The sequence below is a fragment of the Achromobacter sp. NPDC058515 genome, from assembly GCF_042721735.1.
Classification (GTDB): domain Bacteria; phylum Pseudomonadota; class Gammaproteobacteria; order Burkholderiales; family Burkholderiaceae_B; genus Achromobacter.
Genome location: NZ_JBHXNI010000016.1, coordinates 23,692 through 49,356, shown reverse-complemented (window position 1 = coordinate 49,356; position 25,665 = coordinate 23,692). Strand labels below are relative to the sequence as shown.

At 63.7% G+C, this 25,665-nt stretch carries 31 protein-coding genes and 2 pseudogenes; 7 read left to right on the top strand and 26 right to left on the bottom strand.

Features of this window, described 5'->3' with window-relative positions:
* Positions 1–18 precede the first annotated feature (18 nt).
* Both ACFWP0_RS23740 and ACFWP0_RS23735 read left to right on the top strand, forming a co-directional pair.
* Positions 19–720, top strand: coding sequence for a DUF899 domain-containing protein (locus ACFWP0_RS23740; protein ID WP_377846252.1), 702 nt, complete (start codon positions 19–21; stop codon positions 718–720).
* Positions 671–1,147: a hypothetical protein gene (locus ACFWP0_RS23735; RefSeq protein WP_377846250.1), complete on the top strand. Its 477-nt coding sequence runs from the start codon at positions 671–673 to the stop codon at positions 1,145–1,147. Before ACFWP0_RS23740 ends, ACFWP0_RS23735 begins: the two co-directional genes overlap by 50 nt.
* Here the strand turns inward: ACFWP0_RS23735 and ACFWP0_RS23730 are convergent.
* The 8 genes and pseudogenes from ACFWP0_RS23730 to ACFWP0_RS23695 all read right to left on the bottom strand — a co-directional run bounded on the left by ACFWP0_RS23730 (position 1,128) and on the right by ACFWP0_RS23695 (position 5,607).
* Positions 1,128–1,460 carry a 2Fe-2S iron-sulfur cluster-binding protein gene (locus ACFWP0_RS23730; RefSeq protein WP_377846248.1) on the bottom strand — a complete coding sequence of 111 codons (333 nt, stop codon included), beginning with the start codon at positions 1,458–1,460 and terminating at the stop codon, positions 1,128–1,130. The two genes, ACFWP0_RS23735 and ACFWP0_RS23730, sit on opposite strands and share 20 nt — an antisense overlap.
* A gap of 26 nt (positions 1,461–1,486) precedes the next feature.
* Positions 1,487–2,074 carry an NUDIX domain-containing protein gene (locus ACFWP0_RS23725; RefSeq protein WP_377846247.1) on the bottom strand — a complete coding sequence of 196 codons (588 nt, stop codon included), beginning with the start codon at positions 2,072–2,074 and terminating at the stop codon, positions 1,487–1,489.
* A 39-nt stretch (positions 2,075–2,113) separates the two neighbouring features.
* Complete coding sequence (locus tag ACFWP0_RS23720) at positions 2,114–3,367, bottom strand: Hsp70 family protein (protein ID WP_377846246.1); 1,254 nt, start codon at positions 3,365–3,367, stop codon at positions 2,114–2,116.
* Positions 3,368–3,497: 130 nt separating this feature from the next.
* Positions 3,498–3,824 (bottom strand): hypothetical protein, encoded by a 327-nt coding sequence (locus ACFWP0_RS23715; protein WP_377846244.1) that lies wholly within the window; start codon positions 3,822–3,824, stop codon positions 3,498–3,500.
* 152 nt (positions 3,825–3,976) lie between these two features.
* On the bottom strand, positions 3,977–4,201 hold the full coding sequence (locus ACFWP0_RS23710; protein ID WP_377846242.1) for a DUF3820 family protein: 225 nt from the start codon (positions 4,199–4,201) through the stop codon (positions 3,977–3,979).
* Between the two features lie 5 nt (positions 4,202–4,206).
* Positions 4,207–4,359 (bottom strand): annotated as a pseudogene (locus ACFWP0_RS23705) (cysteine hydrolase); the annotation flags it as partial.
* A gap of 187 nt (positions 4,360–4,546) precedes the next feature.
* Positions 4,547–5,122 (bottom strand): GNAT family N-acetyltransferase, encoded by a 576-nt coding sequence (locus ACFWP0_RS23700; protein WP_377846240.1) that lies wholly within the window; start codon positions 5,120–5,122, stop codon positions 4,547–4,549.
* 11 nt (positions 5,123–5,133) lie between these two features.
* The gene (locus ACFWP0_RS23695) at positions 5,134–5,607 is read right to left on the bottom strand and encodes an OsmC family protein (RefSeq protein ID WP_377846238.1); all 474 of its coding nucleotides are present in this window, start codon (positions 5,605–5,607) and stop codon (positions 5,134–5,136) included.
* Positions 5,608–5,810: 203 nt separating this feature from the next.
* Here ACFWP0_RS23695 and ACFWP0_RS23690 point away from each other — a divergent pair, with 203 nt between their 5' ends.
* Positions 5,811–6,236, top strand: a complete 426-nt coding sequence (locus ACFWP0_RS23690; protein ID WP_377846237.1) for a copper resistance protein NlpE — start codon at positions 5,811–5,813, stop codon at positions 6,234–6,236.
* Between the two features lie 85 nt (positions 6,237–6,321).
* The gene (locus tag ACFWP0_RS23685; RefSeq protein ID WP_377846235.1) at positions 6,322–7,059 is read left to right on the top strand and encodes an ABC transporter substrate-binding protein; all 738 of its coding nucleotides are present in this window, start codon (positions 6,322–6,324) and stop codon (positions 7,057–7,059) included.
* Positions 7,060–7,064: 5 nt separating this feature from the next.
* On the opposite strand, the gene ACFWP0_RS23680 is transcribed toward ACFWP0_RS23685, so the two are convergent.
* Positions 7,065–7,397: a zinc ribbon domain-containing protein gene (locus tag ACFWP0_RS23680; protein WP_377846233.1), complete on the bottom strand. Its 333-nt coding sequence runs from the start codon at positions 7,395–7,397 to the stop codon at positions 7,065–7,067.
* A 9-nt stretch (positions 7,398–7,406) separates the two neighbouring features.
* Positions 7,407–8,636 (bottom strand): formamidase, encoded by a 1,230-nt coding sequence (fmdA, locus tag ACFWP0_RS23675; protein WP_377846231.1) that lies wholly within the window; start codon positions 8,634–8,636, stop codon positions 7,407–7,409.
* A gap of 241 nt (positions 8,637–8,877) precedes the next feature.
* On the opposite strand from fmdA, the gene ACFWP0_RS23670 reads away from it, so the two are divergent.
* The gene (locus ACFWP0_RS23670) at positions 8,878–9,246 is read left to right on the top strand and encodes a hypothetical protein (RefSeq protein ID WP_377846229.1); all 369 of its coding nucleotides are present in this window, start codon (positions 8,878–8,880) and stop codon (positions 9,244–9,246) included.
* Between the two features lie 20 nt (positions 9,247–9,266).
* Here ACFWP0_RS23670 and ACFWP0_RS23665 read toward each other — a convergent pair whose 3' ends face one another.
* Positions 9,267–10,763 (bottom strand): aminotransferase class V-fold PLP-dependent enzyme, encoded by a 1,497-nt coding sequence (locus ACFWP0_RS23665; RefSeq protein WP_377846228.1) that lies wholly within the window; start codon positions 10,761–10,763, stop codon positions 9,267–9,269.
* Between the two features lie 108 nt (positions 10,764–10,871).
* On the opposite strand from ACFWP0_RS23665, the gene ACFWP0_RS23660 reads away from it, so the two are divergent.
* A complete protein-coding gene (locus ACFWP0_RS23660; protein WP_377846226.1) occupies positions 10,872–11,345 on the top strand; it encodes an Lrp/AsnC family transcriptional regulator in 474 nt (157 codons plus the stop codon).
* A 15-nt stretch (positions 11,346–11,360) separates the two neighbouring features.
* Here the strand turns inward: ACFWP0_RS23660 and ACFWP0_RS23655 are convergent, their stop codons facing one another.
* From ACFWP0_RS23655 to ACFWP0_RS23620, 8 genes are read right to left on the bottom strand one after another with little or no spacing between them, the layout of a single operon-like run.
* The gene (locus ACFWP0_RS23655; protein ID WP_377846224.1) at positions 11,361–12,167 is read right to left on the bottom strand and encodes an HpcH/HpaI aldolase/citrate lyase family protein; all 807 of its coding nucleotides are present in this window, start codon (positions 12,165–12,167) and stop codon (positions 11,361–11,363) included.
* 13 nt (positions 12,168–12,180) lie between these two features.
* Positions 12,181–13,353, bottom strand: a complete 1,173-nt coding sequence (locus ACFWP0_RS23650; protein WP_377846223.1) for an MFS transporter — start codon at positions 13,351–13,353, stop codon at positions 12,181–12,183.
* A gap of 26 nt (positions 13,354–13,379) precedes the next feature.
* Positions 13,380–14,186, bottom strand: a complete 807-nt coding sequence (locus ACFWP0_RS23645; protein ID WP_377846221.1) for a GntR family transcriptional regulator — start codon at positions 14,184–14,186, stop codon at positions 13,380–13,382.
* Entirely contained in the window at positions 14,183–15,421 is a 1,239-nt protein-coding gene (locus ACFWP0_RS23640; RefSeq protein ID WP_377846219.1) for a CaiB/BaiF CoA transferase family protein, read from the bottom strand. Before ACFWP0_RS23640 ends, ACFWP0_RS23645 begins: the two co-directional genes overlap by 4 nt.
* The gene (locus tag ACFWP0_RS23635; RefSeq protein WP_377846217.1) at positions 15,418–16,590 is read right to left on the bottom strand and encodes an acyl-CoA dehydrogenase family protein; all 1,173 of its coding nucleotides are present in this window, start codon (positions 16,588–16,590) and stop codon (positions 15,418–15,420) included. Before ACFWP0_RS23635 ends, ACFWP0_RS23640 begins: the two co-directional genes overlap by 4 nt.
* Complete coding sequence (locus ACFWP0_RS23630; RefSeq protein ID WP_377846215.1) at positions 16,587–18,014, bottom strand: MmgE/PrpD family protein; 1,428 nt, start codon at positions 18,012–18,014, stop codon at positions 16,587–16,589. Before ACFWP0_RS23630 ends, ACFWP0_RS23635 begins: the two co-directional genes overlap by 4 nt.
* Positions 18,015–18,017: 3 nt before the next feature.
* Positions 18,018–18,998 carry a Bug family tripartite tricarboxylate transporter substrate binding protein gene (locus ACFWP0_RS23625; protein ID WP_377846214.1) on the bottom strand — a complete coding sequence of 327 codons (981 nt, stop codon included), beginning with the start codon at positions 18,996–18,998 and terminating at the stop codon, positions 18,018–18,020.
* 59 nt (positions 18,999–19,057) lie between these two features.
* Positions 19,058–19,564: a MaoC family dehydratase gene (locus tag ACFWP0_RS23620; protein WP_377846212.1), complete on the bottom strand. Its 507-nt coding sequence runs from the start codon at positions 19,562–19,564 to the stop codon at positions 19,058–19,060.
* A gap of 290 nt (positions 19,565–19,854) precedes the next feature.
* Here ACFWP0_RS23620 and ACFWP0_RS23615 point away from each other — a divergent pair, with 290 nt between their 5' ends.
* Positions 19,855–21,519: an ABC-F family ATP-binding cassette domain-containing protein gene (locus ACFWP0_RS23615; RefSeq protein ID WP_377846211.1), complete on the top strand. Its 1,665-nt coding sequence runs from the start codon at positions 19,855–19,857 to the stop codon at positions 21,517–21,519.
* 144 nt (positions 21,520–21,663) lie between these two features.
* On the opposite strand, the gene ACFWP0_RS23610 is transcribed toward ACFWP0_RS23615, so the two are convergent.
* The 7 genes and pseudogenes from ACFWP0_RS23610 to ACFWP0_RS23580 all read right to left on the bottom strand — a co-directional run bounded on the left by ACFWP0_RS23610 (position 21,664) and on the right by ACFWP0_RS23580 (position 25,644).
* Positions 21,664–22,035, bottom strand: a complete 372-nt coding sequence (locus ACFWP0_RS23610; protein ID WP_377846209.1) for a hypothetical protein — start codon at positions 22,033–22,035, stop codon at positions 21,664–21,666.
* Positions 22,036–22,117: 82 nt separating this feature from the next.
* A complete protein-coding gene (locus ACFWP0_RS23605; RefSeq protein ID WP_377846207.1) occupies positions 22,118–22,519 on the bottom strand; it encodes a hypothetical protein in 402 nt (133 codons plus the stop codon).
* Between the two features lie 163 nt (positions 22,520–22,682).
* The gene (locus ACFWP0_RS23600; protein WP_377846205.1) at positions 22,683–23,363 is read right to left on the bottom strand and encodes a hypothetical protein; all 681 of its coding nucleotides are present in this window, start codon (positions 23,361–23,363) and stop codon (positions 22,683–22,685) included.
* A 154-nt stretch (positions 23,364–23,517) separates the two neighbouring features.
* A complete protein-coding gene (locus ACFWP0_RS23595) occupies positions 23,518–23,709 on the bottom strand; it encodes a hypothetical protein (protein ID WP_377846204.1) in 192 nt (63 codons plus the stop codon).
* Positions 23,710–24,074: 365 nt separating this feature from the next.
* Positions 24,075–24,335 carry a hypothetical protein gene (locus ACFWP0_RS23590; RefSeq protein WP_377846202.1) on the bottom strand — a complete coding sequence of 87 codons (261 nt, stop codon included), beginning with the start codon at positions 24,333–24,335 and terminating at the stop codon, positions 24,075–24,077.
* A gap of 550 nt (positions 24,336–24,885) precedes the next feature.
* A pseudogene (locus ACFWP0_RS23585) lies at positions 24,886–25,134 on the bottom strand (transposase); the annotation flags it as partial.
* A gap of 345 nt (positions 25,135–25,479) precedes the next feature.
* The gene (locus ACFWP0_RS23580; RefSeq protein WP_377846200.1) at positions 25,480–25,644 is read right to left on the bottom strand and encodes a hypothetical protein; all 165 of its coding nucleotides are present in this window, start codon (positions 25,642–25,644) and stop codon (positions 25,480–25,482) included.
* Positions 25,645–25,665 lie beyond the last annotated feature (21 nt).

The following is a 25,665-nucleotide window of genomic DNA, read 5'->3' as shown; positions in this document are numbered from 1 at the left end:
CTTTCCAGGAGCCGCACCATGCAAACCGATCACCCTGTCGTATCCCGCCACCAGTGGGACGCCGCGCGCGAGGCGCTGCTGCGCCGCGAAAAGGAATTGACCCATGCCCAGGACGCGCTGGCGCGCGACCGCATGGCCCTGCCGTGGGTCAAGGTGGACAAGGCCTACCAGTTCCAGGACGCCAGCGGATCGCACTCCTTGGCCGATCTGTTCCAGGGCAAGAGCCAGCTCATCGTCTATCACTTCATGTTCAGCCCCGATTGGGAGGAAGGCTGCGTGGGCTGCTCGTTCCTCGCCGACCACCTGGGCGGCGCCCTGATGCATCTGCGCCACCATGACATTTCGGTGGTGGCGGTCTCGCGCGCGCCCTATGCCAGGCTGGCCGCGTTCAAGCAGCGCATGGGCTGGAACTTCGATTGGTTCTCGTCCGAGGGCTGCGACTTCAACTTCGACTTTCGCGCCTCCGTGCCCAAGGCCGACGGCGACGTCGAGGAACGGCCGGGGGCCAGCGCTTTCTTCCGCGATCCGGACGGCGAGATCTTCCACACCTACTCCACCTTCGAGCGCGGGGTGGAGCGCCTGGCGGGCGCCTACAACTACCTGGATCTCGCGCCGCTGGGCCGCAACGAAAACGGGCCCCATTTCGACCTGGGAGACTGGGTGCGCCACCATGACCGCTACGACGACTCCCCGCAGAAAGCCTGCCACGCCCACGGCTAGGCGCTGGCTGCCGTCCGCGGCCGGCATGGCGGGCCTGTGGCTGGCCTGCACGGCGGCCATGGCCGCCGGCCTGCTGATCGATACCTGGCGCACGCCCGCCGCGCTGCTGGCCAGCGCATGCGGCGCGCCGGGCACCCTGGCCGAGCTGGCATGGCGGCACGCGACGCTGATGCCGGCCAGCAGCGCGGCAATGGCGCTGGCGGCGCTCTTGCCCTGGCCCCGGACGCAGGGCGTCGCGCCCCCGGTGGCGGCGCGCCTGCTCTGCGCCGCGCTCATGGCCCTCGGGATGATCCTGGGTGCGCGGCTGGGTATCGCAGCGGCGCTGTCGGCGGGCGCGGCGCCCTTCGCCGGCATGGCGCTGGGCATGGCGGCGGGCATGGCCGCCGCGCTCCTGCCTGCCCGCGCGCTTAGCGCCTGGCGCCGGTAAGGGGGCGCACGGCCGCTGGCGCGGCCTCGATCGGCGCGGCCTGCGGCGCCTGGATTTCCAGCGACGACGCGGCCTGCGCCACGCACGGCAGGATCCAGCCTTCTTCTTTTTCGTCGCGCGACAGCCCCGGCCATTCAATGCCGTAGACCACGGAGCCTTCCAGCATCAGGCACATGCAGGCGCGGCAGGTGCCGTTGCGGCAGGAACTGGGCAACTTGATGCCTGCCGCCTGCGCCGCCAGCAGCACCGGCGTGCCGGCGTCCGCGTCAAAGCGCAGGCCGGCGGGCTGGACGAGGACCGGGTAGGCGGGCATGGCCTGCAGGCGCTGCGCGATCCGCCTCAGGCGGCGTCGTCCCGCCAGTCCAGCTTCCACGCGCCGGACAGCACGTTCTGCATCCACAGCACGCAGGTCAGCGTCTTGGCGTCGGTGACTTCGCCCTTGCTGCAGGCCTCGATCAGGTCGGCCGGCTGCGCGCTGATCACGTCCAGGAACTCGTCCTGGTCGAGCTGGCGGGGCCCGGCGCGCAAGCCGCGCGCAAAGAAGATGTGGATGATTTCCGTGGAATAGGCAATGGCCAGGTGCAGGCCCCCGGCATGCGCCCACTGGTCCGCGGTATAGCCCGTTTCTTCCAGCAGCTCGCGCTTGGCGCAGGCCAGCGGGTCTTCGCCCGGATCCAGCTTGCCCGCGGGGAACTCCGTCATGACGCGGCCGATGGGGTAGCGGAACTGGCGTTCCAGCAAGACCCGGCCGTCGTCCAGCAGCGGAATGACCACCACCGCGCCCGGATGCACGACATATTCGCGGATGCCGGTATTGCCGTTGGGCAGGCTGACGGTGTCGCGGCGTATCTTCAGGAAGCTGCCGTCATACGACGCTTCGCTGGCGAGCAGTTTTTCAACGAGGTGGGAGTCGGGTGTGGGCTTCATGGCATGCAGCTTACCATCGCCCCCCGAGGCCTGGCCGGTTCAGCCGAACTTGCGCACGGCGTCCAGCGCCAGGCCCGCGCCGATGCTGCCGAACAAGTCCCCTTCGACGCTGCGCGCGGTCGGCACCAGCGCCGACACCGTTTCGCGCAGGCGCGGCACGCGGCTGGAGCCGCCCGTGAAAAACACCGTGTCCACGTCGGCCGTCGATACGCCGGCGTCGCGCAGCAGCTGGCCCACCGTGGCCTCGACCTTTTCGATCAGGCGGCCCACGCAGGCGTCGAACGAGGGGCGCGTCACGTCCACGCCCAGCTCGGGCGCGACGCGCGACAGGTCGATGCGCGCGGCGGGCGCATCCGACAGCGCGATCTTGGCCTCTTCCACCTGCACCGCCACCCAGTGGCCCGCGCGTTCCTTGACCAGGTTGAGCAGCAGGTCGATCTTTTCGCGGTCGCCGGCTTCGGCGCGGATGTAGGCGAAGTGTTCAGCGGCCTTGCGCGTGTAGGCCTGGTTGATGGTGTGCCAGCAGGCCAGGTTGCCGTACTGCGTGGACGGCACGTCCTTGCCGCTGCGCAGCTGGCTGCCCAGGCCCAGCAGGGGCATGACATGCGCCAGGCTCAGTTGCTTGTCGAAATCCACGCCGCCGATGTGCACACCGCCATAGGCCAGGATATCTTCGCGGCGGTCGGGCTTGGCGGCCCGGCCCGGCCCCAGGCGGATCAGCGAGAAGTCCGAGGTGCCGCCGCCGATGTCGATAACCAGCACCAGCTCCTCGCGGTCGATCTGCGATTCGTAGTCGAATGCGGCGGCCAGCGGCTCGAACTGGAATTCGATATCGGTGAACCCCACGCTGCGCGCGATCTCGCCCAGCGTGTCCTGGGCGGTCTGGTCGGCGGCGGCGTTGTCGTCCACGAAGAAGACCGGCCGGCCCAGCACCGCCCGCGTAAAGCCGCGGCCGGCGGCCGTCTCGGCGCGCGCCTTCAGTTCGGCGATGAACCGCGTCAGCAGCACGCGAAACGGAATCGAACGGCCCTGGACCTCCGTCGAGCCATCGATCAGCGAGCTGCCCAGCAGGCTCTTCATCGAGCGCATCAGGCGCCCGTCGTAGCCAGCCAGGTAGTCGGAGATGGCGGCGCGGCCATAGCTGACCTCGGCGTCCTCGTCATGAAAGAAAATGGCCGACGGCAAGGTGGTCTTGCCGTCTTCCAAGGCGAGGAGCGCGCGCTGGTCGGGACGGCTCCAGCCTACGGTGGAGTTGGAGGTGCCGAAGTCGACGCCGCATGCGGTGGAAATCATGGAGAGTTCTGGGGCTGAAAGCAAAACGGCGGACAAGTGTACTCGCTTCGGCGCCGCCCCCGCGTAATCCGGCCCCTTCCCCCGGCAGCCCCTGCGCCTGCGCGGCCAGGGCCATGCCGGACGTTCGCGCCTACTGCTGGCGGCGCTGCTCCAGCTCTTTCAGGCACTGCGCCACGCCGGCCTGCATCTGCGCATTGGACACGGCGGCGCGGTCCGACACCTGGCGGCAGCGGACAAACTGGGCCTGGCTTTCCGGCGTATCCCGGACCACCGGATCGGCGCCCGGCTGAGGCGAGACCGTCATGCGCAGCGTCGAGGGCGGCGAGAGGCTGCCGTCCTTGGAGCGGACGCTGGGAAACTGCATTTCCTGCGTGACGGGGGCAGCGTTCTGGGCTTGCGCGGCGCCCGCCGCGCACAGGGCGGCAAGCAGGAAGGCGGAGACGTGGTGTTTATTCATGGCAACCTCTCTTCTATGAGCATGCGCCCAGGCGTGGGGCCGGTGGCCGTCCCCGGGGCGCCGCACTATCGTAGCGCCGGCCGCCGCCAGGCGGCGTGCCAAGACGCTACACAATCCGCGCGAGTTGTTTCCTGCGGTTTCGCGGGGCGCGGCTAGGGAGCCCGCCTGGATTTGCGCAAAGGATCCAGCAGCGAAGACAGGCCGTTGTGATCGAGCTCATGCATCAAGGCCAGCAGCCGCCCCAGTTCGCCGGGGGGAAAGCCCTTGCGCGCAAACCACGCCAGATAGGGCCCGGGCAGGTCGGCGATCAGCCGCCCCTTGTACTTGCCGAAAGGCATGTCGCGGGTCACCAAGAGGGAAAGCAGTTCAGGATCCATCGCGTTCAAGCCGGCGCGCCGCCGGCAAAGATATCCGCGGCCGGCACCGCCGCGATCTTCACGCCGAAGCTGGAGATGGCCGGCAGCGTGGCATTGTGGTGCGCCCGGATCCGATCGCCGCTCGCATGGGGCTTGTCGTGGGTGGTGTGGGCATCGGCCAGCGCATTGATGCGGGCCAGGACGTCGGCGGCGTCGAAGGGCGGCGGCGAGGATTCAAACAGCGCGCGTTGGACGTCGATCACGATCAGGGCGGATTTCATGGATTTCCCGTTAGGCTGATGGCGGGGAGTCTACCGCCAAACCCGGACGGCCGGCAGGCCAGGCCGGCCGCGGGCCGCCCGCCCTTCAGCCGCATTCCGCGCCCACGGCGGGAGGCGGCCAGATGCGTGCATACATCCAGAAGTGGCGCGGCTCGCCGCGCACCACGCGGTAGGCATGCAACAGGCCTTCGCGCTGATAGCGGCACCGCTCCAGCACCCCCACGCAAGCCAGATTGGAATCCAGCGCCGTGGCCTGGATGCGCGCATAGCCCAGCGTCTGCAGGGCCCAGTCGGTGACGACAGCGCAAGCCTTCGTGGCCAGGCCCTGCCGCCAGTATTCCGGAGCGATGTCGTAGGCGATTTCGGCGCGCCGGTGCGCCAGCGAGATCTCGTTCAGCCCGATCGTGCCCGCGAGGCGGTCGTCCGGGCCGGCGATAGCCAGGCGCACGCTGTGCGAGCGCTCGGGCCGCGCATAGCCGCGGATCAGATCGGCGAGTTCGCCGGGGCCGTCCAGCCGCCAGCTCGTGTGGCGAGTGACGAGCTCCTCGCGCAGATACGCATACCAGCCGGCTGCGTCGTCCTCGCGCATGGCGCGCAAACGCATGCCGGGCACGCCGAGGTCGGGAAGGTCTTGCAGCCGGTCAGGCAGAAGCAACGGCATGGCGGCGCCGCTCATGCGGCGGTAATGATGCTGGGCTCGCACCGCACCGGAAAATTCACGGAATTGGCGATGAAGCAGAAGTGGTGCGCGCGCTCGTGCAGCGCCGTGGCCAGCGCGGCGTCGCCGCCGGCCCGGATGGTGACCTGGGGCCGCAGCGTGACCTGCGCAAACGCGCCGCCGCGCTCCCGGTCCTCGACCATGACGCCCTGCGCCTCGTCCCGGTACGCCTCGACCGTCACGCCCTCGGCCGCGCACAAATGCAGATACCAGAGCTTGTGGCAGGCGGACAGCGACGCCACCAGCATGTCCTCGGGATTCCAGCGCGCCGGGTCGCCGCGAAACGCCGGATCGGAGGAGCCCGGCACGTCCGGCTTGCCCGCGGCCTGGATCAGGTGGTCGCGGGAATAGGCCGCATAGCTGGACGTGCCGGCGCCGGTGTTGCCGGTCCAGTCCACGGTGACGGTGTAATGGTGTTCGCCTTTCATCTGATCGCCCCGGTCAGCGCGCGGCGGCAGCGGCCCAATGCCGCGCCCGCGCGGAGAGAACGCCGAGCTTAGCGCACGCGCGGCCGGGCAAGATAGCCCCGCCCGTTGCCGGCGACCCCGCGCTTTACATCCCGTTTCAGCACGCAGCCGTTACTGTACGTATCGTGGTACGGGTTGACCAGTCCGCCACCCAGGAGCTCGCCATGATGAAAACCACCCTGACCTGCGCCCTGACGCTCGCCCTGCTTGCCGGCTGCGCGCCCTCCAAGCCCATCACCGCCCGTTCCGTGCCCGTGGACGGCCACACCTCGCGCAACTCGCTGGACTGGCCGGGCAGCTACGAAGGCACCCTGCCCTGCGCGGACTGCCCTGGCATCCGCACCCGCCTGACGCTGATGAAGGACGGCCGCTACGAAAAGCAGACCCAGTACCTGGACCGCCAGCCCCAGCCCGAGATCGTGACGGGATCCTTCAGCTGGGAATCCGACGGCAGCACCATCCGGCTGGACGCCGCGGGCGACAGCCAGCGCTATTTCGTCGGCGAGAACCAGGTGACCATGCTGTATCGCGACGGCACGCGCCCCACCGGCCCGCTGGCCTCGCATTACATCCTGCGCCGCGCGCAATAAGGCGTCGCGCAAGCCCCGCGCTTGCGGCTATCCTTCTGGAATCGTCCGCGCCCGGCCGCGCGGGCCCTCTTCACGAAAGGAAGCCATGAAGACCGATCACGAGCTGCTCTCCGCCTTCGCCCCGACGGGCGCGCTGCGCGCGTCCATCAACCTGGGCAACCCCATCCTGGCCAACACCGACCCGGCCACCGGCCAGCCCGGCGGCGTGTCGGTGGACCTGGCCACGGAGCTTGCGCGCCGCCTGGACGTGAAGCTGGAGCTGGTGGTGTTCAAGTCCGCCGGCGAATCCGTCAACGCGGTCGCGGCCGAACAGGCCGACGTGGGCTTCTTCGCCATCGACCCGCTGCGCGGCGAACAGATCGCCTTCACCGCGCCCTATGTGGTGATCGAAGGCGCCTACCTGGTGCGCCAGGACTCGCCCATCGCCAGCATGGACGAGGTGGACAGCGAAGGCCAGCGCGTGGTGGTCGGCAAAGGCAGTGCGTATGACCTCTACCTGACCCGCGAACTCAAGCAGGCCGAAATCTTCCGCGCGCCCACCTCGCCCGCCGTCGTCGACATCTTCCTGCAGGAAAACATGGAAGTCGCCGCCGGCGTGAAGCAACAGCTGCAGGCCGACGCCGAACGCCTGGGCGGGCTGCGCCTGCTGGACGGCCATTTCATGCTGATCCGCCAGGCCATGGGCGTGCCCAAGAGCCGCGGCGACAAGGCCAGCGCCTACCTGTCCGCCTTTGTCGAAGCCATGAAGAAATCGGGCTTTGTCGCCGAGGCGCTGGCCCGCCACAAGATCCAGGGCGCCGCCGTGGCGCCGCTGGAAGCCTGACAGGCTCAGTGGCTGATCATCCAGGGCCGAGCGCCCGCGAACGACTTCGCCCCATCGGACGCGGTACGCGTCTTGCCTGAGGCGCGTCCGCCCGAACAACACCCGCAGTTCATGCCGTGGCCGGACCGCGAACTGCGCGGCTCGTTCGCGCTGCGCTCGTTGGCCGCGCGCGCCCGGTTCACGGCCGAAGACAGCGCCGATACCGCCGGCGCCCCGCCCACGATGCGGCCGGACATCGCGCCGCATTGCGGGCAGGACGCCGGATCGCGCCACTGCGCCAGGGGCCGCAGCGCGGCGAATTCGCCGCAATCCGCGCAGGCATAGTCATACATCGGCATCGTCGTCTCCTAGCGGTCGCGCGACAGCGGCATGTCCACGCCGCCCTTGATGTGCTTGACGGGCCCCGCCGCCGAAGGCTGGATGTCGAAATCGAAGATCTCGGTGGGCAGCCAGAGCGTGGCGCAAGAGTTGGGAATATCGACCACCCCGCTGATATGCCCCTGCACCGGCGCGCAGCCCAGCAGCGAATACGCCTGCGCGCCCGAATAGCCGAATTTCTTCAGGTATTCGATGGCGTTCAGGCAGGCCTGCCGGTACGCGACGTTCACGTCCAGATAGTGCTGCTTGCCCTCTTCGTCCACCGAAATGCCTTCGAAGATCAGGTAGTCCTTGTACGCAGGCGTGATCGGGCTGGGCTTGAAGATCGGGTTCTTGATGGCGTACTTCTCCATGCCGCCCTTGATCAGCGACACGCGCATGTGCACCCAGCCCGCCATTTCGATGGCGCCGCAGAACGTGATTTCCCCGTCGCCCTGCGAAAAGTGCAGGTCGCCCACCGACAGCCCGCCGCCCTTGACGTACACCGGGAAGAACACGCGCGCGCCGCGCGACAGGTCCTTGATATCGCAGTTGCCGCCGTGCTCGCGCGGCGGCACCGTGCGCGCGCCTTCGCCTGCCGCCTTGTCGCGCTCCGCGCCTTGCAGCGCGCCCATGTGGGCCGTCTTGGGCGCGGGCGGATTGGCCAGCGGCGGCACGCGGTTCGGATTGGTGTCGATCAGCGCCTGCTCGCGCCGGTTCCAGGTGTCCAGCAGCTTCTTGTCCGGCAGGCAGCCGATGAGGCCCGGGTGGATCAGGCCCGCGAAATTCACGCCGGGAATATGGCGCGAGGACGTGAACATGCCGTGGAAATCCCAGATGGATTTCTGCGCATGCGGAAAATGTTCGGTCAGGAAGCCGCCGCCGTTGTTGCGGCTGAAGAAGCCATTGAAGCCCCACAGGCTGTCGGGCTTGGCGCCGATATCCAGCAGGTCGACCACCAGCAGGTCGCCCGGCTCGGCGCCTTCCACGCCCACGGGGCCGGACAGGAAATGCACCGTGGACAGGTCCACGTCGCGCACATCGTCGGCGCTGTCGTCGTTCTTGATCGCGCCTCCGGTCCAGTCATAGGTTTCCAGGATGAAATCGTCGCCCGGCTTCACCCACGCGGCCATCGGAATATCCGGATGCCAGCGGTTGTGGATCTGCTTGTTCTCGTAGGGGGACTGTTCCAGATCGACACTGATAAGCGTATTGGTCATTCTCTTTCATCTCCGTCGTAACGAGTTGATAAAACAGAACTTCAGCCGGATACACGTCCATTTCCCGTTGCGGGTTGGATCTTCGGAACGATTGAACTGTCAACGATGGTAGACGCGTTCAGGCGATTTGCCATACTGGTTTTCCATGCAGTGGCAGACCGCGCGCGGCAGCGCGCCGCCGGGGCATTTCGCAGCAGTTATGATGCAAGCCATTCATAACGCGACACCAAGGTTTCCCCGCATGGCAGCCCCGCACCGCCGGCCCCTCGCCGCCCTCGCGATCATCGCCGCGTGCGCGAGCGCGCCGGTCCATGCCGGCGACGATTGCGTCGCCCTGGTCAACGCCGAACTGGTCCGCATCAAGCAGGCCCAGGACGTCCAGCGCACCCGCGAGGCCGCGAACGACCTCCAGTTGAACCGCGAGCTGTGCCAGGGCCGCCTGGACCTCCTGGATGCGCGCTTTGCCCTGAGCGACGACTTCGAGGCCTGCCGCCGCAAGGGCGTGACATTCCCGGAGCAGGTCGTGCGCACGCTGAGCGACGCGTCCGACGACCTGAGCGGCATGAAGGCCGCCTGGATCCGGACCTGCGGCCTGCAGATGAAGGACTGATCAGGCCTTCTTGATGCGCCTCAAGCGGCTTTCATGTCCGCGAGGTGCGGATAGAAGATGGCGCGGCTGGGATCGAACCCGTAGAGGTGTTCGAAGTCGGCGGCGTCCGCCGCCAGCGCCAGGACGGATTCCAGGATGAAGTCGGCCTTGGCGTCCGACAGCAGGACACTGAAATTCAATCGGACAAAGCCGGGCTTTTCGATTTCGCGGCCGTCAAGAATGGCCTGGCGCATTTGCAGCGACTGGGCCTCGTCGATGTCCAGCAAACGATGGACATAGGGCCCGGCGCAGGCGCAGCCGCCACGGGCCTGGATGCCGAACCGGTCGCTCAGCATGCGGGTCACCAATTGCTGATGCACGAAGCCGCCCTTGCCGTTGCGCACACGGAACGAGAAGATCGGCAAACGGGTTGCGGTGAGCGAACCCAGCAGCTCCAGTTGTTCAGCGCCTTTCCATGCGGCAAGCGCCCGCTGCACGAAGTGGGCGTTGCGCTGCTGCATGAAGCCGGCGCCCAAGGCTTCCTTCACCAGCAGGACCAGCGCGGCGCGAATATCCCCGACGACGTTGGGCGTGCCCGCTTCTTCCCGGGATTCCAGGCTGCCGCTGTAATCATGGCCGGTGGGCGAAACGAACTTGACCGTGCCGCCGCCAGGCCAGGTGGGCGTCGTATCGAGCACCGCATCGCGCCGCACGATCAGCACGCCCGATGCGCCGGGGCCTCCAATGAACTTGTGCGGCGAGAACACGATGGCGTCGATCTGCGCATCGGCCGCGGGCGACATCTGGATGGGCAGGTAAGGCGCGCCGCCGGCATAGTCCCACAGCATCTTTGCGCCGGAACGTTTGACCTGCCGGGTGATGCCGGCCACATCCGCAACAATGCCGGTCACGTTGGAGGCCGCCGACAGCGCGCAGATGACGAGCGTATCGTCCGGGGCTTTCAGCGCCGCGGCAAGCTGGACCAGGTCCGGCCCGCCTTCCGCGCTTTCTTCCAATTCAATGATGTCGGCGCCGCACTCGCGCCAGGGCAAGATGTTCGAATGGTGCTCGTAGGGGCCAATGACCACGCGGACCTTCTTGCCCGCGGCAATGGCTGCGTGCACGCCGAAGAGATGCACCAGTCTGTTGATGCCCGCCGTGGCGCCCGAACCGGCGAAAATCACCGCATGCTCGTCGCTTGCGCCGCAGCAGCGGGCAACCACGGCGCGCGCCTCGCGGCGCAAGCGCGTAATGAAGCCGCCGCAGTAGGACGCCTCGGTATGCGAGTTGGCGTAATAGGGAAGCACTTGCTCAAGAACGAAGCGCTCCACTTGCATGAGCGCGCGGCCGGACGCGACGTAGTCGGCATAGACCAGCGGCTTCGCGCCAAACGGGCCGTCGATGAAGGCGTCCTTGCCGATGAGCCCTTCGGCCAAGGCTGCCGCGACACCCGCGACTTTCAGGCTGTCTTGAAATTGCTGCAAGGGTCCGGTCGTGGCCGGAGCCCGGGCCGAGGCCGCGGCGGTAAGCGTATTCATGTGATCCGTGTTCCGAAGTATTCGGAAATATCATACGATGGAAGCCGGTATGAAACATCACCGTTTTTTTGCCATAAACATGTAAAAACGGATCATATGATCGAGAATATGGAAAAAATAGACAAACTTGATCTAAGCATAATCTCCTGCCTGCAAAAAGACGGCGCCCTGTCCCAGCGCGAGCTGGCGGACCGTGTCGGCCTGTCGCAGAACGCCTGCTGGCGCAGGCTTCAGCGGCTGAACGCCTGCGGGATCATCCGCGGCACGCGCGCGGAGGTCAGCCTGGCCGCGCTGGGGCTGGATCTGACGGTATTCGTGATGATCCGGACCAGCCACCACGCCAAGGCCTGGGCCGACGGGTTTCGCCAGCACGTCGAGCGACTGCCCGAGGTGACGGAGTTCTACCGCATCGGCGGAGACTGGGATTACCTGATCAAGGTGGTCTGCCGCGGCATGGCAGGCTATGACCGCTTCTACCAGAAACTGATCACGGATTTTGAGCTCTCGACCGTGACCGGCTTCTTCAGCATGGAAGCCATCATCGAAAACCGGCCGCCGGATCTCCGGATGCTGGAGGACTGAGCCCAACGAGAGACTTCAAGAAAGTCCGGCCTCGTCAAGAATCGATCGGGCCAGCATCGCAACGGGCTTGTCCACCAGCTTGCCGTCCACGGCAATCGCGCCCAGCGGCTTGGACGCCAATGCGTTGACGACTCGACGCGCCCAATCGATTTCCGCGGATGTCGGCGCGAAGGCGGCATGCACGGCCGGCACCTGGCTGGGGTGGATGCAGAGCTTAGCGCCAAAGCCCCAGCGCCGCGAACGCCGCGCATCCAGCTCCAGCTGAGCGGCATCTCCAATAGCCAGCGAAACCCCGTCGATGGGAGGCAGCAGGCCCGCATGGCGCGAATGCAGCACGAACTGCGTGCGCACCGCGTCAAGCTCCGCGCCGTCTCCCTGAATGCCGGAATCCGACATGAAATCAAACGAGCCGAAGGCCAGGCGCGCGACGCGCGGCACGCGCGCCAGCGCAGGCATCTGGAACACGCCCGCCACGGTTTCTATCAGCGGAATCACCTGCTGATCGCCCGACAGCCCGGCGCGCAATGCCTCCAGCTCCTCCACCCGCTCGGCCTTGGGCAACATGACGCCGCTGAGCGCGCCGCAGCCAAGCAGCGCGCAGTCATCGGCAAACCACGGGGTGGATGCCGGGTTGATGCGGACGAAGACGCGCTTGCCGGTCGCGGCCATCCATTGGCGGACGGCTTCGCGCGCCTGCGGTTTTCGCTCCGGCAAGACGGCGTCTTCCAGGTCAAGGATGACGGCGTGGGCGCCACTGGCCAGGGCCTTGTCAAAACGTTCCGGGCGATCGCCGGGCACGAAGAGATAGCTGCGGTCGGTCATAAGAGGAAAAGTATCAAGGCGCCCGCGACACCGGGTCGACATGGCGGGCGCGCATCAGCAGCGCGCCGCACAGCAAGGTGGGCACGGCCAGCAGGGCAAAACTTGCGCGGTAGGTCCCAAACAGTTCCACCATGGCGCCAAACGCCGGCGGGCCAAGCACCACGCCGAAGAAAGTGATGGCGAGCGTGCCGCCGGTTGCAACGCTGGCAAGCCCCGGCGGAGCACGGCGCGCCACCTCGGCCAGGTAGACGCCGTTCCAGCCGATGGCCGACGCGCCAAAAACCGCCAGGACGGCCATGACAGCCAACGCGGGCATGTCGGCGCTGAGCGTTGCAGTCGCCAGCGCCGCAAGCGCCATCAGCAGCGCCAGCGCGGCAAGCATGTTGCGCGCGCCTGTGTAGCGATCCGCCACCCAACCCCAGAGCACACGCCCCGCCATGCCCGCCACTTGCGACACGGCGAGGGCCGCGCCCGCCGCGATCAGGGTGTATGACAGCGCCACGTGCAGGTAAGTGACCAGATAGGTGGTCAACGACAGCTGCGCCATCGAAAACACAAACGAGCAGGCCGCCAGCATTCGCAGGGCGGGATGCGCCAGCACCAGGCGTATCGGCTGCGCGAGGCTGCCAAGCACCAGCGGCTGCGATGCGTCGCGGTCAGCATCCAGGCTGGCGCACAACGGCTGGGCAATAGCTGCGCATAGGACGTTTGCGGCAGCGGAAACCAGCAATGCGCCTTGCCAACCCAGCAGCAATGCCGCCCCGGGCACAACCGCGCCCGCCAGCACGCCGCCGAGAGGCACGCCAGTCTGCTTGACCGAGAACACCAGCGACATGCGCTCCGGCGACGTGGTCCGGGCCAGCAGGTGGGAGCTCGCGGGCGTGATGGGACCGTAGCCCAGGCCGATCAGCACGGCGCCCAAGGCCATGGCCGCAACCGACTCCACGGCGCATAGCGCCAGTCCGCAGGCGCATAGCAGAAGGCCCGCCTGGCTGACGCGGATCGCTCCAAAGCGCTTGACGGCCGCCCCGGCCGCCAGGCTGGCGAACATGGCCCCGGCGTAGACGATTGCAACGTAGACGCCGGCCAACGCAGGTGAAACGCCAAGCGACCTCGCGATCTCGGGAGCCATGACGGGCAATGTCAGCAGCGCCATCGCCACCATGGCCTGAATCGCCAGCGTCACGCCAAGAGGAATCCAGCCGCGACGGCTCATTTGACACCCGGCTTGGCCCCGACGCCCCACTCGCGCCGAAGTATCGTCGAGTAGCTGAAGCGGTCCGCGGGGTGAATGCTGATGGCAAGCTCCACCAGTTGATTGAGCTTGTTGCGGTACTTGCGGCACACCCACAGGCCAGCGCCCTGGCGCGCCGCGCCCAATGCGTCGGCCTGCGCATCGGTGAGCAGCACGGCGCGGATTTCCTGCTCCACGGACGTGATCACTTCTCCGAATTGCTTTTCGATTGCCGCATGCACCGCGCCGCTCAGCGGCCCTTTAAGGCCCTGCACCGATCTGAACGCGGGATGGATCCAGAGCTCGGTCACGCAGATCGGCTCATTGCCCGTGGGAGCATGGCGCCGGCCCCGCAGACGCAGCCAGGTCTCGCCAACGGCGGCCTCTTCCAAATGCGCCTGCTGTTGCTCGATCTGAACCATCTCGCTGGATTCGATGACCAGCGTTGTCTCGGTCGCGTATTGGTACAGGTCGCTCACTTCGGCAATGCTCTGGCGGTAGCCGGCGGTTGCCGTGCGTGCGCAGACAGTGCTGCCCACCCTGGGCTGCCGCACGACCAAACCCAGGCTCACCAGGCGCTTCACCGCTTCGCGCGCGGTGGAGCGGCTTACGCCGAATTGCTCGCATAGCTCAAACTCCGTGGGAAGGTGGGAGCCCACGGGGTAACGGCCATTTTCAATCTCGTTCAATAACGTCTGCGCCAGCTGGATATAGCGGGGCTGGCCGCCGAGGATTGCCGGATTGGGAGCGTAGTTGGTGTTGTCGGGTTTGGCTGCTTTTGTCATATCACGGCGCGTTCGCGCAATCGAACGATGGCATCCGCATCGTAGCCGACTTGCCCAAGGATCTCACTGGTGTCCGCGCCCATGGCGGGCGCCGGGTTCAAGGGATGCGGGCCCGCGCGCACCGGCGACGCGACCATGCGGATGCCGCCGCCCGGATGGGCGAAATTCAACAGCCGCTCCTGCTCGGCAACGAACTCGCTGTCCAGGGCCTGCTGCACGTCGTACACGGGGGACGCGGGCACCTTGCCCGCGAAGCGGCGCATCCACTCCTCGGTCGTGCAGGTCTGGAGCACCGCATCCAGCTCAGCCGTGAGTCTTTCGCGATTATCCAGCCTGTCCTTGAATGTCCGGTAGTGCGGCGCATCCGCCCATTCCGGCTTGCCAATGCATTCGGCCAGCACGCCAAAGAACTTCTCCTTGTTGCACATGAGAAAAACCCAGCCGTCACGGGTCCTGTACAGCTGGCTTGGCGTGAGCGAGGGATGGCTTGACCTCGACTCGCGGCCGATGGCCTTGCCCGCATTGAGGTACCAGGTTGCCACGTAAGCCAGGTTATGGAGCGCGACATCGAACAGGCTCACGTCGATATCGCGTCCAACACCCGTGGCGCGCGCACCGACGACGCCGGCCAGCACGCCCATGGCGGCCGTCGTTCCGGTCATCAGATCGATGATCGAAAGCCCCATGCGCGCGGGCGGACCGTCCGGCTCGCCCGTGAGTGACAGATAGCCGGCCTCCGCCTGCATCAGATAGTCGTAACCCGGCCACGCCGCTCGCGACCCCGAGCGGCCGTACGCCGACAAGTGGCCGCATACCAGCCTGGGATTCACGTCCTTCAGCTTGTCGTAGGTAAGCCCGAGCTTGGCGGGCAGGTCGCCGCGCAAGTTGTTGAACACTACGTCCGCCGTCGCGGCAAGCGCGCGCAATACCTCTTGCCCTTCGGGCTTTTTCAGGTCGAGCGTGATGCTTTTCTTGTTGCGGTTGAAAGACTGGTAGAAATGGCTATCGCCCGGCCCGAAGTAGTGCGGTCCCACCGCGCGGCCCACGTCGCCGCCGTCGTTCGGGTTCTCGATCTTGATGACCTCGGCCCCCAGGTCCGCCAGATGCTGCGTCCCGAAAGGCCCCGCGCCATATTGCTCGACCGCGACGATGCGCACGCCCGCCAGCGGCAGGCCACCTTGCGCGCCGTCGCCATGCGCCGCCGGGCAATGCGCGAGAGTATCTGCCGCGTTCATACCGGATTCCTTTCAATGAGCTGCTTTGCGATGATGATCCGCTGCAATTCGTTCGTGCCTTCGCCGATCAGCAGCAGGGGCGCATCGCGGTAGAGGCGCTCTACGTTGTACTCCTTGGAATAGCCATAGCCGCCAAAGATGCGCATCGCCTCCAGCGCATTTTCCTGCCCCGCTTCGGTGGCAAAATACTTGGCCATGCCCGCCTCCATGTCGCAGCGCTCGCCGCGGTCGAACGCGACGGCCGCCGCGTACACCAGCAGGCGCGCCGCCTGTGTGCGGGTCGCCATTTCGCCAAGCTTGAGCTGAATGGCCTGATGCTCCGCGATGGGCTTTCCAAACGTCTTGCGTACCTGCGCGTAGGCCACCGCCTCATCGAGCGCCGCCTGCGCCACGCCCAGCCCCCGGGCAGCCACGTTGATGCGCCCCAGTTCCAGGCCGCCAAGCACCTGCTGCAGGCCCCTGCCCTCGACGCCGCCCACCAGCCTGTCGACAGGCACCCGGTAGTCGTCGAACGTCAGCGCGCAAGTATCGATGCCCTTGTAGCCCAGCTTTTCCAGCTTCTTGCTGACGATGAAGCCTTCGCCCTTTTCGGCGATCAGCAGGCTCATGCCCTTGTGCGCGGGCTGCGCCTTCGGATCGGTCTTCACCAGCAGCGCCAGGCAGTTTCCATACATGCTGTTGGTGATCCACATCTTGCTGCCATTCACCACGTAATGGTCGCCTTCAAGCCTGGCCACGGTGCGGATCGCCTGCAGATCCGTTCCTGCGTCCGGTTCGGTCAAGCCCACGCCTCCGCGAAGCTCTCCCGTCGCGAAGCGAGGCAGGAACTTGCGCTTTTGCTCCTCCGTTCCCGCGCGCTGCACCGCCATCGCCATGATCAGATGCGAATTGATGATGCCGGATATGGACATCCATACCGTCGACATGCGCTCGACGATCTTGGCGTATGTGGCCGTGGACAGGCCCAGCCCCCCATATTCCGGATCGATGACGCAGCCAAAAAGCCCCATCTCCTTCATCTTCTCCACGATCTCCGCCGGATAGATATCGTCATGCTCCAGCTTGTGCACATGGGGCTTGACTTCCACGGCAAGAAACCGGTCCAGCATGTCGAGGATCAGTCCCTCCTGTTCGTCATCCTGCTTGGGGTCGGGTTGGCGAGCATTCATTGTTGGTTCTCCATTCGGGCCTGCGCGCCCAGCAATCGGGATAGTTCGGCGGCGCTGCCGCCCTCAATGCCAAGAACGGCATTGAGCACAAGATCGGCATGCGCGCGATCAACCGCGCGCGCCGCGTTTTCATAGAACTTGGCAACGATGCCTTCGTTGCTGATCGGTCGTCCTGGCGCGCCTCGGTTGACCGGCTCCGCGTGGCTCAGCTTGCGGCCATCCGCAAGTTCAACAATCACCTCGCCGCCGAAATAGCGAGGGAAATCGGCTTCCGGATCGGGCACGCATTGCACCTTCGCGGCCAGCGTCAAGGTTTGCGGGTCCATCCATGCCGAGGGATCCAGCGCATCCAAGGTGAAGCGCCCGAATCGCAGGCCCGTGGCAATGGAGTATGGAACGCTGAATTGCGCTTCGTAGGCACTGGCCGGACGCAGCTTGTTTTCCACCGGCTCGCAAACGGCCTTCATGGCGCCAGGTGGGACTTTCGCAACGATGCGCTTGATTTCGGCGCCATCCCACTGCCGGGAGAGAATGCCCGCCGCATCCGCGAACGCATGTGTGAAGTGGCATGCGGGCACCGGCTTGATGGCGACGTTGAGCGTCTCCCATGTGCTCCCCAGGTCCGCAGTGATCATGGCCAGATCGCACTTCTCCCGCAGCAGGCCAAGGTGGCTTGCGTACAGTCCGAACCGGCCTTCGTAAGCAGCGCGCGGGCCGACGAATCCGTGCTTTGCCATCGTCGCTGCGGTGATCCCCGCAGCCGCGGCCCAGCCGGGATGCAGGCGCTTGGTCCATGCACCATCTTCCAGGCACTCCAGGCTTCCCGAGGCCACGGATAGCGCAATGCCTTGCGCATTCACCGTGGCATCCGCATTCAGCTGCAGCAGCCTGGACGCCGCCAGCGCGCAGCCAAACGCGCCAATCAGGCCTGTCGGGTGAAAACCCACCTGGTGAAAGCCGCCTCGGGCGGCCGAGCCCAGCCGCGTGGCGGTTTCCATGCCCAGGACATAGGCCGCGAGCAGATCGCGGCCCGACGCGTTCAGGCGCGTCCCCAGGCCCAGCGTCGCGGGAAGCACGGACGTGGTGGCGTGAATCACGCCGTTGGGATGGGTGTCGTCGTAATCCAGGCCATGCACCAGCAAGGCATTCATGATCACGGCGTCACGCATCGGCAGGTTCTGTCCATACCCGATGACGGGCACGTCGCCGCCCGGGCCCGCAAGTTCGCGCAGGCCCGAAAGCGTCGCGCGGGAAAAATCCCACTGCGTGGACGCCAGCGCAATGCCCAGCGCATCCAGCATCAGATGGGTGGCGCGCGTGCGGACCTCCCGTGGAACGGCGTCGAGGTGGAAGTGGACCGCATGGTCGGCAAGCTGTGCGGAGATGCTGCCCGGCTTGGCCATTCGAGAGTCGGGATGGGCCATGTCTCAGTCCACCCTTGCGCCCGAGAGTTTCACCGCGATGGCCCACTTGTCGATTTCGGACTGGATGTACTTGCTGAACTCGTCCGGCGTCATCACCGCGGCTTCCGCACCCAGCGCGTTGAGCTGATCCTTTACATCCGGCGCATCGCGCCAGCTGCCGGCCAGCGTCTTGTACAAGATGTCGATGGTTTCTTTGGGCGTGCCCTTGGGCGCGGCCAGGCCCACCCATGCCGGCGCCACGAAATGCCCAAGGCCTGCCTCCTCCATCGTGGGCACATCCGGTGCGGCAGCGTTGCGCTTTTCGCTGGCGATGGCCAGGATGCGCAGCTTGCCGCTGCGCATGTACGGAAGCAGCGCCGGTCCGGTATCGAACATGGTGCTGGTCTGCCCGCCGATAAGATCCGTCACCGCGGCGGGGCTGCCCTTGTAGGGCACGTGGGTCATGTCAACTTTCTGTTCGTTCTTCAGCAGCTCCATGGTCAGATGGCTGGTGACGCCGCTGCCGCCCGAGCCATAGTTGATTTTCCCCGGCGAGGCCTGCGCCAGCTTCATCAGGTCGGCCGCCGTTTTCGCGGGCACCGACGGGTTCACCGCCAGAAACAGCGGAACCACGGAGAGGATACTGACGGGCTCAAAATCCTTGAGCGGGTGATAGGACAACTTGGAATAGAGGCTTGGATTGATGGCCATGGTGCCGCTGGAACCCACCAGCAGCGTGTAGCCGTCGGGCGCGGCCTTCGCAACCAGCTCCGAGCCGATGATTCCCGCCGCGCCCGGCTTGTTTTCGACAATCACCGGCTGTCCCAGCGTTTCCTGCAACTTCTTTGCGGCGATGCGCGCGATGATGTCCGTTGCCTGCCCGGGCGGGAAGCCGACGACGATCCGGATAGGCTTGTCGGGATATGCAGCGTGCGCCGCGGCGCCCATTGCACATAGCCCGAATGCGGCAAGCGCCGCGCGCAGGACTTTTGACGGCAATATCATGGCAGTTGTCTCCTGTGTTTTTCTATCTGCTGCTGAAAGGCGGACGAGAAGCGCGGGGTTCAGAAATCATCCACGCCATGTCCGCGCCTGGCGATCAGCGACATGCGGATGAACTCCATCACCATGACGCCGTCCTGGTTGAAGCCCTTTGTTCTGGTGGTGACGATGCCCTGCGCCGGGCGGCTCTTGGACGGGCGCACCTCCAGGACTTCCGATTCGGCGTACAGCGTGTCTCCACCGAACACCGGCGCCGTAAGCTTGATTTCCTTCCAACCCAGATTGGCGACGGCCTTCGCGCTTACGTCGTTCACCGTCATGCCCAGCACCACCGCCAGCGACAGCCCGCTGTTGACAAGCAGCCGGCCGAATTCGCTCTTGCTGGCGAAATTGGCGTCGCAATGCATGGGATGCGCATTCATCGTGAGCAGCGAAAACTGGATGTTGTCGTTGTCCGTGATGGTCCGGCCAGGCCGATGTTCGTACACATCGCCCACCTTGAAATCTTCCAGATAACGGCCGTAGGACGCGCGATAGCGCTGGGGGCCGACTTCAACCGCTGACTGCATGGGATCTCCTTGGAGGTTATTTGTTCTAATTATTCATTTGTAATGACAATTAAATATAGATCAAATGCGCATGTCCGATTCCTAGGGATAACCCGCGACGGGCCTTTGGCACTTGGCGGGCCCGGCGCATCCAATGCCAAGGGTGCGCGGGAACTTTCCCGCGCCGCCTCGTTCAAACTGCCCATTCATCCCATCGCGGAGCCCATCCGGCCATGATTCTCTAAGCCCTCCCCCCTGATCCTCCTTGCCGCATTGCGCGCAAGGCGTCTCATCGACCCGGAGAGCTTTCCATGGCCCAGTCTTCCCGCGCGTCCGCACAGGCGCACCCTCAGCCCTTCCTCAGCCTGCATCACGTCAGCCATGTCCTGCCCGACGGCCGCGTCCTGCTGGACGGCGTCAGCCACGACTTCGCCAACGCGCGCCATGGCCTGATCGGCCGCAACGGCGCGGGCAAATCCCTGCTGCTGCGTCTTGCGCACGGCGAACTGCCCGCGCAATCGGGCCGCATCGCGCGGCACGGACGCATCGCCTACGTCCCCCAGACCCTGCCTCGCTCACCCGAGGCAACGCTGGCCGACGTCGCCCGCATCGCGCCTATCCTGCAGGCCCTGTCCCGCATCGAGGCCGGAAGCACCCGCCAGGCCGACTTCGACCTGGCCGACGGCCATTGGCGTCTCCTGGACGAATGGGGCCGCATGCTGGCCGACGCGGGCTTGCCAGCGTGGACGCCAGACCATCCCGCCAGCGCCGCCAGCGGCGGCGAATTGACCCGCGTCGCCCTCGCCGGCGCCCTGATGCAAGATGCCGACGGCCTGCTGCTGGACGAACCCAGCAACCACCTGGATGCCCGCGCCCGTGGCTGGCTCATGGAGAAAATCCGCGCCTGGCGCGGCGGCCTTATCGTCGTCAGCCACGACAGGACGCTGCTGGACGCCATGTCCCACATCGTCGAACTTGAACGCGGCGCGCTCACCGGCCACGCCGGCAACTACAGCGCCTACCGCGCCCAGCGCGATGCGCAGATCGCGGCGGCCGAAACCGCATTGGCGCATGCGCGCAACGAACGCGCCGCCGGACTGCGCGCCCTGCGCCAGCAGCACGACGCCCAGCAGCGGCGCAGCGCCCGCAACGCGCGGCAGGCACGCGACACAAACCAGGCTGCAATCCTGCTGGGCATGAAAAAAGCAAACGCCGAAGGCCACGCCGGCCGCGAACGCCTGCGCCGCGAACAGGCCAGCGCCGCACTGGAAGATGCCGTGAAACAGGCCGCCGAGCGCGTAGCTCCGGCGCGCGACATCGCGCTGGCTTTGCCGGAAACGGCCGTGCCGCAAGGACGCCGCGTCCTGCATCTGGAAGATGCGCTGCCGCCCTACCCGACGACTGCCCACGCCTTGACGCTGACGCTATCCGGCCCGTTCCGGCTGGCCGTCCGCGGGCCGAACGGCTGCGGCAAAAGCACCCTGCTGTCGATGCTGGCGGGAGAACTGAGCCCCATGCGAGGAACATGCGACGTGCGCGTGCCCACCGCGATGCTGGATCAGCGGGGGGCTGGCTTGGCGGAGGATAAGTCGTTGTTGCAGATGCTGGATGCGTTGGGAGCCACGTTGCCCCAAGGCGAATTGCGCAGCCGCCTGGCTCTGCTGGGTTTGGGCCCCGCCCTGGTCGACGCCCCCGCGGCAACGATGAGCGGCGGCGAGCGAATCAAGGCCGCCCTGGCGTGCGCGCTATGGCGCAAGGAACCGGCGCAATTGCTGCTGCTGGATGAGCCGACGAATCATCTGGATATCGCGTCGGCGCAGGCATTGGAGGATGCGCTGAAAGGTTATCCGGGCGCGATGGTGGTGGTGTCGCATGATGGGGCGTTTTTGGGGGCGATTGCGGTCACGCATGAGGTGACTTGGAGTGCGCAGGGGTGGGGGTTGATGGCTGCTGCTGCGGATCCCCCCCAGTTGTAGTCAGGCATATTAAAACGTCCCCAGGTCAGCGTCAGGTTGTCGTCGGCGCTGAAGTATCCGCGCAGCTATAAGACAGTCCGCTGCAGGCTCGTCGAAAAAACAGCCCAGCCAGAAATACTGATTAAAAATTCAATTATTTACATATCATATTTTTAGCCTGTTGAATGAAGACAACACCCTATCCTTATCGTCAGGACAACACCTTGAGTAAATATCAGCAGCCATTCCCATCAACAATACGTAGTCCCGCACAGAAATAGCGGAGGCCTCCACCTCCCCCAGAAAAAAAACAACCCCATTAAATTTTGGCGAACCGTCCCAATCCTGATCAAGGCAGTAGAAATAGCCCTCGCCCACGGAGAGACCATGACCGCCAGATGCCTCATACAAGAACGCAGGAAAATCAGTTTGTTTTCTAACTATGGCTGCTTTCAGAAGCTCATAAAGGTCCGCGCAGTCGCAACCTGTAGCACTAAAGGCTTCTTTTGTTCGCTCCAGCCAAGATATGGCGCTCATTGATTAGCCCTTGAAGGCGTGGCGATGAAGGAGTTCACCCGGGAATTGAAACTGTTGTTCCTTAACGACTTGCTCGGGAAACTCAGGCCAGCCCAGACGGCCGTCTTATTTCAAATATTAAAGCCCGCTGAATTCTCGGGAAAGTTGGGCTCAAAATAACAGCAAAACGCTGGCCGGAGGGGGTCAGGAATCTTGCGCCGGCGGGGATCAGGGATCCCCAGCCGCCCGGGCCGCCGTTGCCCAGCGGCGCGCCGGGCGGGCGCAGCAGGTCGAACAGGTAGTCGCTGGATACGGTGGGGCGCTGGCCGACGAAGCGCGGGTCTGTGGCCACGATGTAGGGCGCATCGGGCCTGCCGTTGACCGAGAAGGGCTGGCTGTCCGGGATGGCGGCGGGGTTGGACACGCTGCGGACCACGGTGCCGCCGGGCAGGCCGACGCTGGCGATCTGCACGGGTCCGGGCGCGCTGCATGCGGCGGTTCTCACCTACATCGGGGTTTTCTGAGGTCCTACGGATACGCCAAGGCTACGGGTATAGAACCCGCCACGGTTAAAGAGTTTGTTTCTTAAACAAACCGTACGGAAAACCCAGGTTGGATCACTATGACGTCCTAATTGGGTTCAAATTTCGCCCATCTACGCTAACCCTTCATTTTCCGTACGCATCTTTCGGCTCCGCAAGGCGAAATGCCCCAATCTTGACACATTGATAGGGATACGCTTCTGTGCAGCGTTTCAGCATCGTGCGCGCCAGCGTATTCGCGATATCGGCCCCTATTCGTTGTCCCGCGGCCGCCGGTCCGCGATTGGAGAAATCGCGCAGCGAAATCGGATACTCCGCTTCCGCCCATCCACGGTATTCGCCCGACTCTGCGTCATAGAGACGGATATGGAGGCCCACGGAAGGCCCGTACTGCTGATAGCCCCCAAATCCACCGGGCTCACCCAATGCAATCACGTACTGGGCGCCGATGGCCTGCGCGTCCTCTTTCAGGGTCAGCGGTCTGGCGGTCTTGGGATCTACTTTGCGCAGCTTGAATGTTGCCTTGACGCCCACCGCGTCCATGGCTCCCGGAAGTTCGGCATTCAGCGCTTTACATACCGCCTCTGCGGCATAAGCGGCCGGATAGGCAGTTCGGGCGCCGATCAGGCCAATGCCGTCGATCTCCTTTTTGAAATCGCAATCGGATGTGTAGACCAGGACTGGGTTGATCACTTCCTGTGATTCGGGATTTGTTGCCAACGCCTTGGACGGAGAGCCCATGATGAATGAGCAGCCTGAAGAGAGCAGCAGAGCTGCAAAGGCGGCCGCGAGTTTGTGCTGAAACATAGCCGTCCAAATGATTGAATAGAACCAAGGATCATCGATGATTCCGAAAAATCCCGAGTTAACTGCAAAATTTTTTCACCAGAAAAAACACCACCTAATGCCTTAAGTTCAGCACTATCGATCTAACAGCCAGAATAAATTTTTATCTTATTTACTATTCTTTATCTGAATTTTCTTGCTTGTCTTTTACAACTAAATCTCTATCATCCAACCATCCTTGAGGGTATGGAGGCTCTTCAAATGGACGAATATTTAATATAAAAGCTTGCGCAGCATACCCCCCAAAGGCAGCGATTACCAAGCCTATGATATGTACCCATCCCGTATACCATCGATGCAGATCCATCAACACCAACGCCCCCCCAACGACGACAAAAAGAAGCACATATCTATAACGCAAATGCCCATCGCGAACAGTGCGCCTCCTAACGCGGCGCAGCATCTTGGAAAATAATATTCTAATTCGCATACTTGAACTTTAAATATTCGCCAATTTCATTAAACAGCATCATTCCACCCGGGGCAGTTCGCCCCGTTGTCGAACTCCGATATCAATCAAGCTCGTTATGCTGTATGAAAAAAGGTGTCAGACTACATTTTCATCTTCCTCAATAAGAAATGTAGCCTGACACTTTAATTTTGGGGGAACCTCAGAGTCTGATTACATTTTCGGCAACGGCCGTAGCGAAAATGTAGTCGGCAACTTAAACTCTACCCACCGCCCAACCCTAACGCGTCGGCGAGATTTTCAACAAAAATCATCTGCTCACCCGCGTACCCTTTCGAAATACTTAGAAAATCTTCGCGCAAGCATAATTTCGTTTTTAGATCCGATTTTTGTAGTGTCGAAGCGAGTTGCTCGAACGCGTTCATAGCGGAATCCTGATTGATAACATCATCACCAGAGAACTCAAGAAAAACCGCAATTTCGACTATCGCTTGAGCAACATACTTATCTATCCCCTGGTTCATTATGATTGTTTTCCTCAAGAAAATATGTCAGACTAAATTTTTGGCAACCGCTGCAGTAAAAAAACAATCTAACGTCTTAGGTTATTTATCCACACTACTTTTTATTTCCATTATTTTCGCGGAACGGTTTTATTCCAACAGCGTTAGCCCTGGAAGCGTATCCACCAATGCCGCAAATAATCACCCCAACAAATCCTATCCAGTATGATGCAAGCCATGATCCCAGGTAGGCAATCCCAATTCCACCCACAACAAGAACGAACCGAACAAAAGGATGAAAATTTCCATTTTTAATTATCATATTTAAAAAGGTGTCAGATTAATTTTTTCCCGGCCTGCCACGTGACTTTGGTACGATCTGGCGATCCAACAACGTTTCCAATTCAGCACAGAATTGTCCGCTAGCAGTGGTGCGCCATCCATGGCCGATCGTCGTATAAGTGCCACCTCATGCGCGTCGTCTCCGCAATCAATATATTCTTGATATGCCATGCGTCGCTGAACCTCCGAGGCCCCCAGCGCTAGGTAGATTGGGGCGTAAGCACCCCTGTCAAGTAGACATCGGTTGATAGACGATCGGAGCAAGGGTTAACCGAGGCATGAATTGCACCGGCGGGAGGCCGCCCAGCGACTCATGCGGGCGGTATTCGTTGTAATCGTCGAGCCATCGATCAGTGATTGCTTGGACCTGCTCAAGGTTGGCGAACAGATGTGCATCGAGCACTTCGGTGCGATAAGTGCGATTGAAGCGCTCGATAAAGGCGTTTTGATTCGGCTTGCCAGGATAGCCAAAGCGCAGGCGCCGCACGCCTTCAGATCTTGTTGTTGATCCACGCGTTGGCAACGTTTCTGCTGTGGCTGGTCGGCACACTGGCCGAAAGCCGCAAACTGAGGCCTGCTTACGAATCCAACAATCGAAAGGACAGACCGACCATCTCACTGCTTACGCTAGGAGCGATGATCTATATCGAGAGGGCCTTGGATTTGACTGCGACTTCAGTGTTTGGAATTCTGCAATGCCCATTGAACTCAGCCGACTTCCTAAGGAGATGGCGGTGAATTCGTGGGGAAACCTCAGAGTCTGAAACCTTAATTTCGTAGCCTTACCACCCTAATTTAAATTTTTTCGCTCGCTACGGCCTAATCACTCAGAACGGTGAGAATCCAAATCTCTTATCGCTCGGTTCAAAACAGAAATAAATTCTTCAAGCTCAATCGTCCACGACTCACCTGCAACGGGAGGATATATTTCTATCCCGACCGATTTACCCGGTTCGTGAGATATTTCGGCCAGCTGATTGCTGCCCATCCAGATCTCCACAACCAAATT

Excerpts from the sequence above, each read along its gene's own strand:
- ACFWP0_RS23660 (WP_377846226.1), top strand. The coding sequence starts at position 10,872 with ATGGAAAAAATAGACAAACTTGATCTAAGCATAATCTCCTGCCTGCAA.
- ACFWP0_RS23680 (WP_377846233.1), bottom strand. The coding sequence starts at position 7,397 with ATGCCGATGTATGACTATGCCTGCGCGGATTGCGGCGAATTCGCCGCG.
- ACFWP0_RS23595 (WP_377846204.1), bottom strand. The coding sequence starts at position 23,709 with ATGGATCTGCATCGATGGTATACGGGATGGGTACATATCATAGGCTTG.
- ACFWP0_RS23600 (WP_377846205.1), bottom strand. The coding sequence starts at position 23,363 with ATGTTTCAGCACAAACTCGCGGCCGCCTTTGCAGCTCTGCTGCTCTCT.
- ACFWP0_RS23630 (WP_377846215.1), bottom strand. The coding sequence starts at position 18,014 with ATGGCCCATCCCGACTCTCGAATGGCCAAGCCGGGCAGCATCTCCGCA.
- ACFWP0_RS23710 (WP_377846242.1), bottom strand. The coding sequence starts at position 4,201 with ATGGATCCTGAACTGCTTTCCCTCTTGGTGACCCGCGACATGCCTTTC.
- ACFWP0_RS23700 (WP_377846240.1), bottom strand. The coding sequence starts at position 5,122 with ATGCCGTTGCTTCTGCCTGACCGGCTGCAAGACCTTCCCGACCTCGGC.
- ACFWP0_RS23590 (WP_377846202.1), bottom strand. The coding sequence starts at position 24,335 with ATGAACCAGGGGATAGATAAGTATGTTGCTCAAGCGATAGTCGAAATT.
- ACFWP0_RS23615 (WP_377846211.1), top strand. The coding sequence starts at position 19,855 with ATGGCCCAGTCTTCCCGCGCGTCCGCACAGGCGCACCCTCAGCCCTTC.
- ACFWP0_RS23730 (WP_377846248.1), bottom strand. The coding sequence starts at position 1,460 with ATGCCCGCCTACCCGGTCCTCGTCCAGCCCGCCGGCCTGCGCTTTGAC.
- ACFWP0_RS23645 (WP_377846221.1), bottom strand. The coding sequence starts at position 14,186 with ATGACAAAAGCAGCCAAACCCGACAACACCAACTACGCTCCCAATCCG.
- ACFWP0_RS23720 (WP_377846246.1), bottom strand. The coding sequence starts at position 3,367 with ATGATTTCCACCGCATGCGGCGTCGACTTCGGCACCTCCAACTCCACC.
- ACFWP0_RS23655 (WP_377846224.1), bottom strand. The coding sequence starts at position 12,167 with ATGACCGACCGCAGCTATCTCTTCGTGCCCGGCGATCGCCCGGAACGT.
- ACFWP0_RS23690 (WP_377846237.1), top strand. The coding sequence starts at position 5,811 with ATGATGAAAACCACCCTGACCTGCGCCCTGACGCTCGCCCTGCTTGCC.
- ACFWP0_RS23665 (WP_377846228.1), bottom strand. The coding sequence starts at position 10,763 with ATGAATACGCTTACCGCCGCGGCCTCGGCCCGGGCTCCGGCCACGACC.
- ACFWP0_RS23725 (WP_377846247.1), bottom strand. The coding sequence starts at position 2,074 with ATGAAGCCCACACCCGACTCCCACCTCGTTGAAAAACTGCTCGCCAGC.
- ACFWP0_RS23625 (WP_377846214.1), bottom strand. The coding sequence starts at position 18,998 with ATGATATTGCCGTCAAAAGTCCTGCGCGCGGCGCTTGCCGCATTCGGG.
- ACFWP0_RS23715 (WP_377846244.1), bottom strand. The coding sequence starts at position 3,824 with ATGAATAAACACCACGTCTCCGCCTTCCTGCTTGCCGCCCTGTGCGCG.
- ACFWP0_RS23635 (WP_377846217.1), bottom strand. The coding sequence starts at position 16,590 with ATGAATGCTCGCCAACCCGACCCCAAGCAGGATGACGAACAGGAGGGA.
- fmdA (WP_377846231.1), bottom strand. The coding sequence starts at position 8,636 with ATGACCAATACGCTTATCAGTGTCGATCTGGAACAGTCCCCCTACGAG.
- ACFWP0_RS23620 (WP_377846212.1), bottom strand. The coding sequence starts at position 19,564 with ATGCAGTCAGCGGTTGAAGTCGGCCCCCAGCGCTATCGCGCGTCCTAC.
- ACFWP0_RS23685 (WP_377846235.1), top strand. The coding sequence starts at position 6,322 with ATGAAGACCGATCACGAGCTGCTCTCCGCCTTCGCCCCGACGGGCGCG.
- ACFWP0_RS23640 (WP_377846219.1), bottom strand. The coding sequence starts at position 15,421 with ATGAACGCGGCAGATACTCTCGCGCATTGCCCGGCGGCGCATGGCGAC.
- ACFWP0_RS23670 (WP_377846229.1), top strand. The coding sequence starts at position 8,878 with ATGGCAGCCCCGCACCGCCGGCCCCTCGCCGCCCTCGCGATCATCGCC.
- ACFWP0_RS23740 (WP_377846252.1), top strand. The coding sequence starts at position 19 with ATGCAAACCGATCACCCTGTCGTATCCCGCCACCAGTGGGACGCCGCG.
- ACFWP0_RS23610 (WP_377846209.1), bottom strand. The coding sequence starts at position 22,035 with ATGAGCGCCATATCTTGGCTGGAGCGAACAAAAGAAGCCTTTAGTGCT.
- ACFWP0_RS23695 (WP_377846238.1), bottom strand. The coding sequence starts at position 5,607 with ATGAAAGGCGAACACCATTACACCGTCACCGTGGACTGGACCGGCAAC.
- ACFWP0_RS23735 (WP_377846250.1), top strand. The coding sequence starts at position 671 with ATGACCGCTACGACGACTCCCCGCAGAAAGCCTGCCACGCCCACGGCT.
- ACFWP0_RS23580 (WP_377846200.1), bottom strand. The coding sequence starts at position 25,644 with ATGGGCAGCAATCAGCTGGCCGAAATATCTCACGAACCGGGTAAATCG.